Genomic DNA, 6,973 nt, shown 5'->3' with positions numbered 1-6,973 from the left:
CACGGGCGCGGACTTCAGGGGAGAATTTGTTCGTCGTCTTGCTTGTCATAGACCCTACTTCTCACGAGTTGGGGTCTCCGGTAAATCCGGTGCGGTTCAGACCCTATTCTTTTACTGGATACGGACATCGTCAGCTTAATGGGCCGCGTGAAGCCGCCGCCCGGACTGCGTCCATGGCTTTTGCGTGTCGGCATACATCGTCTCGCACTCTGTTACCCGGTCATAGCAGAACTGCTACGCGGAGCCCATCTCAGGGTGAAGGATGATCCACAGAAAGCACTTCTTATCACCAACTGGGTCGATGAGCTTATCTCTATGGCCTTTCCGTTTCCGGAAATGACGGCCGAAGTGGCAACTGTCTACGCAGGAATGACATCTGTCCCCGCCCTACGGTACATGTGGACCGTCCAGAGTGGCCAAAAAAGCAATCGGCTCGGACACGATTTGATGATTTCTGCGGTCGCCATCGTGCACCGGATGCCGATACTTACTGCGAACGTCGACGATTTTTTTGAGATCAACGAGCACTTCCCGCTGCCCGGCGTATACCATCCGATGGAGGCGCAATGGTACGTTGAGCCGGGCTTCGATGTCCCGCTTCCCTATTTCGATCCAAGCGAGCCCAACCCGCACGACAAGGCGCTGCCAAAGCTTAACACGCTCAGCCCCCACAGTTCGTTCGAACCCGGAAACGATTTGCAATAGAGCCCTAGATAGGCGCTACTTGTCCGAGTCCTTGGCATTCCATCTATTCTAATTTTCTCTGCGTTTCCCCTGGGAGACCGTCTTCCGGCCGACCTTGGCTGGCCCGAATCCGATCTTTGGCACCACATCGCCAAGCGTTTCTTGGTCGTCCGCCATCTCGCAGTTCGGGCCAAAGTCGCCGACTTTGCCCTCATCGTTCTCTCCATCGTGTGGCATACCAATCTCCGATTCCGACAGTCCGCCATCGCGAAGATGTAACCAGCTTTGGGTATGGTCTACACCCTAGCCCGTTTGGCAGCTTGCCTGAAGGACGTCCTGCAACGCTCATCAGGGCTTCTCCGGAATTCGGCAATTCGCTTTCGCGCCGCGAGCAGCAGGTTGTCCCGACATCAAGGCCCTTCGCCACAATGCCTGATTCGTTGCCTGTGTGGCAGTCGCGCTGTTGAGAGATAGATTTCTTGGCATAGGATTCGCTCCCAAAATGCCTTTCCGGCTTCGTTACACGACATGACACCAAGCTCCCAGATGCCGGATCGATTGTGAAGGAGGTGGGAGAATGCTTGCCCTCCGACCCCAGCGTCACGGAACTCTGGCAGTACACAAAATTCGGCGATTGCAACATGAGTGCCTTTTCCCGAGGCCTAGCGCATCGAAGCTGAAACGGTCGTCACCTCGTCGCACCGTTAGCAGTAAGGACCTCGATAAGCGATCCATCACCCGTTTCCTTTGCGAAGGAAAGAGCGGTTTCGCCATCATGCCCTTCTGCATTCGGATCAGCGCCGTGGGTAAGAAGAGCGGCGACGACATCCGGACCATTCTGCTGGTTGTTTGCCTGCATGATCAAAGGGGTCCATCCTCTTTTGTCGCGAGCCTCGACATTTGCGCCTCGTTCCACAAGGAGCAGGACGGCATCCGGATCGGTGACGATGTGGAGGATGGTGACGCCCTCGTCGTTCACGGCATTGATGTCTGCTCCATTTGCAAGCAGGAGATCGAGCACTTCCTCATCGGCATACATGTCGAGTAGGTGGACTGGCTGGAAACCATATTGGTCCCTGGAAACGGCAAGCCCGGAATCGGCCGCGAGCATCGTCCGGACCGTTTCCACTTTGCCCACATGAACGGCGTCGTGGAAAATTCGCACCGCGTCGCCGTCCGCCGCAATAGCTGAACCGACGGAAACTCCCAAAACCGCTAGAAATCGATAAGCCCAGCGAAACAAAGTTACCTCCTTGGATATCCTCGGCATCAATCAACCTATAATCGGATGGTTAGCATTTGCATCGAGAGATGCCATGGAGAACCTTTTAAGCATACTGCTGGTCAATCGCTCTGAAGCAAAATACTGTTGAAAAATTCACGTGATTTTGTTGCTGTTAGGCTATTTTCTCCCGATTACGAAATCCATCGAAAGCTGTGGATCGCTCCAATGAATAGTTGATACCAAAGCTCTGACGCTGCACACGTCTGCCCGTTTCGCCGTCTATAATTGGGTTGATCCGGACAAAGAACTTTTTCTTTGCATTCAGGCCACCTGATATGGTTGCGTCAGAGACGAGGATGCTTGACGCCATGAGACTTGCCCATATCAACTTAGTTGCCCGCGATGCGAAATCGCTCGCCACATTCTACGTGAACGTCATGAAATGTGATGTCCTTCGCGAACCGAAGACCTTGTCCGGTGAAAAGGTTTCGAGAGGGAACGGGCTTTCGGATTCTGAGATTCTTACGATCTGGCTTAAGTTCCCGGGGCTGGAATGGCCTTTTCTGGAAATTCACGAGCATAGGGTCACGCTTCATCGTGACCTGCCAAGGGTCAACGAACCCGGCTTCGGACACTTGGCATTTCAGATGGAAGATATTAACAACGCCCTTTCCCACATCATTGAAGCTGGAGGGGCGCAAATCGGACAGATTACCGATTTCGGGACGCCAGGGATGCCATATCTGATCGCTTATGCACGGGACCCTGAGGGAAACGTGCTTGAGCTTGAGCAAAGACCCCACGGCCGCTAGTGGGGCGAAGCCGAAGCCTATCAACTCATGGGAACTGTATCACTTGACGTAACGTTGCTATGGCCTCTGTAACAGACGGACCTTTGATCGGTGGCGGGTCAGGTCGTTCACAAAATTCCCGCCATACAAACAATGTAAGCTCTGCACCGTCAGCTTGTGTCTCCCCTGGTCTGTCCGCGAGTTGTTGGAGGGCTCTATAGCGATGGTCCGCCCAGAATTGGTCCTCGACCCATTCATAGATTGGAATAGCGTGGAAATGGATCGAATATCCGGGAGAATGCCCGTAGCGGCTGACGTAAACCCTACGTGCGCCCAGGCTCTTCAAGGCACGCTGAACCACCGCGAAGACCCGCCCCATCGAGCTTAGAGCCTCGACGGAAAGATCACTTAAATCGTTCGTGGCTTTCGTCGAAGCGATGATGAGATAGCCGGGAAGCGCCGAGTTGACGCGATGGTTTATAGACCAATGAGCATTTCGGGCGATATGAAGGTGCGGTGGAATATCCTGGGTCATGGCAATAATCTATCAGGGCAGCTTGTCGCTGCAACGTCTGGTGTACGGCGCAATCCAGTTGACACAGAAGGAGCCGTTTGCCACTGGTGGAAACGCCGAACATTCACCCATAGGCCAGCCTGAGCGCAGCCATGTCACCACTGCTGAGCGCCGCCAGGTTGGCTTCGATTTTCTCGATCGGCCAGTCCCACCAGGCGAGACGAAGCAGTTCGTCGATGACTTCGCTGGGATAACGCATTCGGATAATAGATGCTGGATTTCCGCCGACAACTGCGTAGGGCGGTATATCTCGTGCGACGACCGAAGCGGCAGCAACAATCGCACCCGCACCTATGTGAACGCCGGGCATGATTGCTGCATTCTGGCCAATCCAGACGTCGTGATCCACGATCGTGTCCTTGACGGGCAGGTCTTTGTAACCAAAGGTCTCCGGCTTGAAGATGCGAAACGGGTAAGTGGTGAAACCAGTCATTGGGTGGTTCGCCGAACTGGTAATAAAGTAGCTTCCTCTCGCGATCTGCACGAACTTGCCGATCACCAGTCGTTCACGCACGCCGTGACCGAGGTAGGGGGCCAGGATCACGGCCGTCTCTTCGGGTTTTCCAGCATGTGTATAATAGCTGAAATCACCGATCTCCATCCGCGGATGATCTATGACGTTCTTCAGATATACCGTGTCCTGATAAACAGTGCCGTCGGGCAGCGTAATCGGATGGATGGCATTTGCGTCAAGAAGAGGCATGGAGAACCTTTCAAGCATACCGCTAGTCAACGGTTCCGAGACGGAATCCTATCGAAAACTTGCGGATGATTTTGTTGCTGCCAAACTATTTTCTCCCGATTGGGGAATCCATCGCGAGCTGAGTATCGCTCCGATGAATAGTTTTGATGGCAAAGCTCTGGTGCCGTACACGTAGCGTCAGCATTCCGGCAAAACAGGACCGCAAGGCCAGTTTTCCTCTGACATTCGACGCCGGATAGGCCGCCTGCGTGCCTACTCCAACACGAGGCTTTCCTTGGTGCCCTGTTCGGCAGTCCTCGAAAACCGGGTCAACTTCGTTGGATGACGACGCCTGATGCACAACGATCTCATCCATCAACGATGGGCATCTTAGACAAGAAATCAAGTGCGCCATAGTCGCCGAGTTGCGGTATCTTTTCGTCGATTCCGTGCAAGAATACCGAGGGATAAACGTGATGACTTCGGAGAAAACTGTTTCATTCAAATCTGGCGGGCAGACGATTAGAGGAACCATACGTCATACTAAAACCTCTGAAAACCCGACGTTTTTGCTGCTCCATGGATTTGCAGGCACGCGGAATGAACTTGTGATTCCATCACTCGGGATCGGGATTTTTGAATACGTTGCCGCTGCGTTGGCTGATCTGGGCCATTCTTCCCTGCGAATTGACTTTCGCGGCTCGGGCGACAGTGATGGTTCCACCGAAGAAATGAGCTACTCAACACAGATTGACGACTGCTTGGCCGCCATGGATTTCATCGCCGTTCAACCGAGTCTGGGAAATGGCAAGATTGTCTTACTTGGTTGGAGCCAAGGCGGTCTGGTCGCGGCGGCGGCTGCGGGCCGAACCAATCGCCCATCAGGGGTGGCACTGTGGGCCGCTGTGGGAGAACCCCATATTTCTTTCCCCGGCTTGATCGGCCAAGATGCCTATCTGAGAGGTCTGGGCAGCAAGGGGGCAACGAAATTGACGTTGCCTTGGGGAGGGTCCATCACCCTGGGACCACAATTCTTCTTGGAGGTTGCAAGTTTTGCTCCTGTAGCTGAACTATCCCGGTACGTAGGCCCCGCTTTTATTGCAGAGGGCACTCTTGATGACGCAATACCTCGCGGGACCGCGAAAAAGTTCGCCGCAGCTCATGCTGGAGAGAATATTGTCTGGGAGGCTGCCATGGACCATGTATTCAACACGGCCTCCGGCGTAGAAACCTTGAATAGCTTAATCGGCGCTACAGTCCGGTATTTAAGAAATCATGTGTAATCTCATCGCCACCTTCATCACAAAAATGACTGAGTAAATACTGCCTTTCGCGCGGAAACGGCAGCTCTTGGCTCGAACTTGCTGTCTCCTCATTGTGGCGGAAGCCTTCTGAACGCCAAAGCATGGCGGTCAAGGTGCGAGCGAGAAGCCGCCCACTACAGACCCGTCATGTCAGCATATGTGATACAATTTCCCCAATGTCCGCGTCGTGCCAGTGCTCGGTATGGTCCAGTTCGAATGGGAGGTGATTGCCCACAAAGTAGCTTCTGGAGGCCAGATTGAGCATAGGGACATCGCCATGCGAGTCCCCGGTCGCCGCTAGGGCGTCTCTGTCGATATTCAATTCGGCGAGCAAAGAGCTCAGGTAGCTGGCCTTATCTTCTGGCCAAAAATGGACGATCGTCCCATTGTCTTCCCAACCTGTGCCGACGGCGTAGTCTGCACCTAACTCCGATGCGAGCCACCTGACTGCAAATTCCCAGGTGATGGACACAAGGGCGATCTTGACACCTGCCTCTTTAAGGCGCGCAAACCCTTCTTTTACCCCCGGAGCCAGACGAAGCTCCGACAAATGACCGATCAGAGTTGCCTGGTCAAAGGAGGCATACCATTCCAGCATGGTTTCGCGTCCGGCGATAATTTCATCTTTCGACCGAAGAAGCTCAAAAGCATCCATTTCCGCCGAGCGACCGAGTTTTCGGGCGATGCAGCCACAAATATTTTCGCCGCGGAGAATGGTTCCGTCCACGTCGAACGCTGCTAGTTTGATGGCACTGATTTTGGGGCCCAGTCGTTTCAATTGGTAATGGCCGACCCTATTGAGAGAAATCGTCTGACGCAATCTCTGCTGTTGGCTTAATCAAGTTATGACAGATGTCCGTCTGACACAGCTCGAACGTCGGACACTTACCTCTAGCCTGCCTGAGCGCGACCATGTCGCCGCTGTTGCGTGCCGCCAGATTGGCTTCGATTTTTCCTATTGGCCCGCCCGCCCAGCCAGTCAGAAAATGTAAAGCGGAGATAGCGACACCCGGTTGTGCCGCTACCCACACGACGGATAATTCTCCTGATACTGCCCCCTTGACCTCAACTCAAGTTGAGGTTGTACGAATTTCGAGATGGTCGCCCTGATTTCAAAGGCACCACTTCAAAGGAGGGCGTCTTGGTCACATATTTTCGCTATTCGAAATCCAAATATACCTACGGAACACGTCTTATTGGAGCCGTCGTTTTGCAGTTGCTCGGTGCGGGATTCCTAGCGTTCGTCTTTTGTCTGCTGGATGCGCTGACGGCAAAACCAACGATAATTCTCGGGCAGTTTGTACCATGCCTAGTGGGGAGCGTCGTCGGCTTTCATTTCGTGGCTTTTCGTCGTCCAGCCACGGGCGGCCAACTTTACCTTATCGCGACATCGTTCTTGGCATTTGGGGCCCTTTATTGGCTAGTGTCATATTCATTGCCCGATCTTTTGCTAGCAAGATTGATAGCCGGATTTGGATTGGGTGTGGTTGTTGCAGGAACTTTCCGACGTCGCTTTCTCGAAAATCCGGTAGTTCCCCGTGTTCGATAGACGCACATTGTCCAGCGCAAAACCGCTGGACGTGACACTCTGGTGCGAGAGTTGCCCCAAACTCCGTCTGCAATCCATATTGACGATCCCGGCCCGCTGTCACTAATATCAGTCGCTCGCCTGAACTTCAGACGCCGCCTCAATAGATGTTCACCTTGGAGGTC

At 53.7% G+C, this 6,973-nt stretch carries 7 protein-coding genes; 3 read left to right on the top strand and 4 right to left on the bottom strand.

Going from position 1 to position 6,973, the window contains the following annotated elements; translation table 11 throughout:
- The first annotated feature begins 255 nt into the window (after positions 1 to 255).
- A complete protein-coding gene (locus ACQZ48_RS19090; RefSeq protein ID WP_321186490.1) occupies positions 256 to 705 on the top strand; it encodes a type II toxin-antitoxin system VapC family toxin in 450 nt (149 codons plus the stop codon).
- Between the two features lie 667 nt (positions 706 to 1,372).
- On the opposite strand, the gene ACQZ48_RS19085 is transcribed toward ACQZ48_RS19090, so the two are convergent.
- Positions 1,373 to 1,795: an ankyrin repeat domain-containing protein gene (locus ACQZ48_RS19085; protein ID WP_321186489.1), complete on the bottom strand. Its 423-nt coding sequence runs from the start codon at positions 1,793 to 1,795 to the stop codon at positions 1,373 to 1,375.
- Between the two features lie 482 nt (positions 1,796 to 2,277).
- On the opposite strand from ACQZ48_RS19085, the gene ACQZ48_RS19080 reads away from it, so the two are divergent.
- Positions 2,278 to 2,721 (top strand): VOC family protein, encoded by a 444-nt coding sequence (locus ACQZ48_RS19080; RefSeq protein WP_191218249.1) that lies wholly within the window; start codon positions 2,278 to 2,280, stop codon positions 2,719 to 2,721.
- Between the two features lie 25 nt (positions 2,722 to 2,746).
- Here the strand turns inward: ACQZ48_RS19080 and ACQZ48_RS19075 are convergent, their stop codons facing one another.
- Together ACQZ48_RS19075 and ACQZ48_RS19070 are read right to left on the bottom strand one after the other, a co-directional pair.
- Positions 2,747 to 3,235: an HIT family protein gene (locus ACQZ48_RS19075; RefSeq protein WP_191218248.1), complete on the bottom strand. Its 489-nt coding sequence runs from the start codon at positions 3,233 to 3,235 to the stop codon at positions 2,747 to 2,749.
- Between the two features lie 103 nt (positions 3,236 to 3,338).
- Positions 3,339 to 3,977, bottom strand: coding sequence for a CatB-related O-acetyltransferase (locus ACQZ48_RS19070; protein ID WP_191218247.1), 639 nt, complete (start codon positions 3,975 to 3,977; stop codon positions 3,339 to 3,341).
- A gap of 455 nt (positions 3,978 to 4,432) precedes the next feature.
- Here ACQZ48_RS19070 and ACQZ48_RS19065 point away from each other — a divergent pair, with 455 nt between their 5' ends.
- Entirely contained in the window at positions 4,433 to 5,239 is an 807-nt protein-coding gene (locus ACQZ48_RS19065) for an alpha/beta hydrolase family protein (protein WP_191218246.1), read from the top strand.
- Between the two features lie 166 nt (positions 5,240 to 5,405).
- Here ACQZ48_RS19065 and ACQZ48_RS19060 read toward each other — a convergent pair whose 3' ends face one another.
- Positions 5,406 to 6,080: an HAD-IB family phosphatase gene (locus tag ACQZ48_RS19060; protein ID WP_191218245.1), complete on the bottom strand. Its 675-nt coding sequence runs from the start codon at positions 6,078 to 6,080 to the stop codon at positions 5,406 to 5,408.
- Positions 6,081 to 6,973 lie beyond the last annotated feature (893 nt).

This window comes from Agrobacterium sp. 22-209-1 (genome assembly GCF_053522485.1).
Note: the sequence above shows the minus strand (reverse complement) of the source record. Positions and strands in the feature narration are given on the sequence as shown.

What these genes read in the sequence shown, in the direction of transcription:
- ACQZ48_RS19085 (WP_321186489.1), bottom strand. Translation starts at nt 1,795, where the DNA reads ATGCTCGCGGCCGATTCCGGGCTTGCCGTTTCCAGGGACCAATATGGT.
- ACQZ48_RS19080 (WP_191218249.1), top strand. Translation starts at nt 2,278, where the DNA reads ATGAGACTTGCCCATATCAACTTAGTTGCCCGCGATGCGAAATCGCTC.
- ACQZ48_RS19065 (WP_191218246.1), top strand. Translation starts at nt 4,433, where the DNA reads ATGACTTCGGAGAAAACTGTTTCATTCAAATCTGGCGGGCAGACGATT.
- ACQZ48_RS19070 (WP_191218247.1), bottom strand. Translation starts at nt 3,977, where the DNA reads ATGCCTCTTCTTGACGCAAATGCCATCCATCCGATTACGCTGCCCGAC.
- ACQZ48_RS19075 (WP_191218248.1), bottom strand. Translation starts at nt 3,235, where the DNA reads ATGACCCAGGATATTCCACCGCACCTTCATATCGCCCGAAATGCTCAT.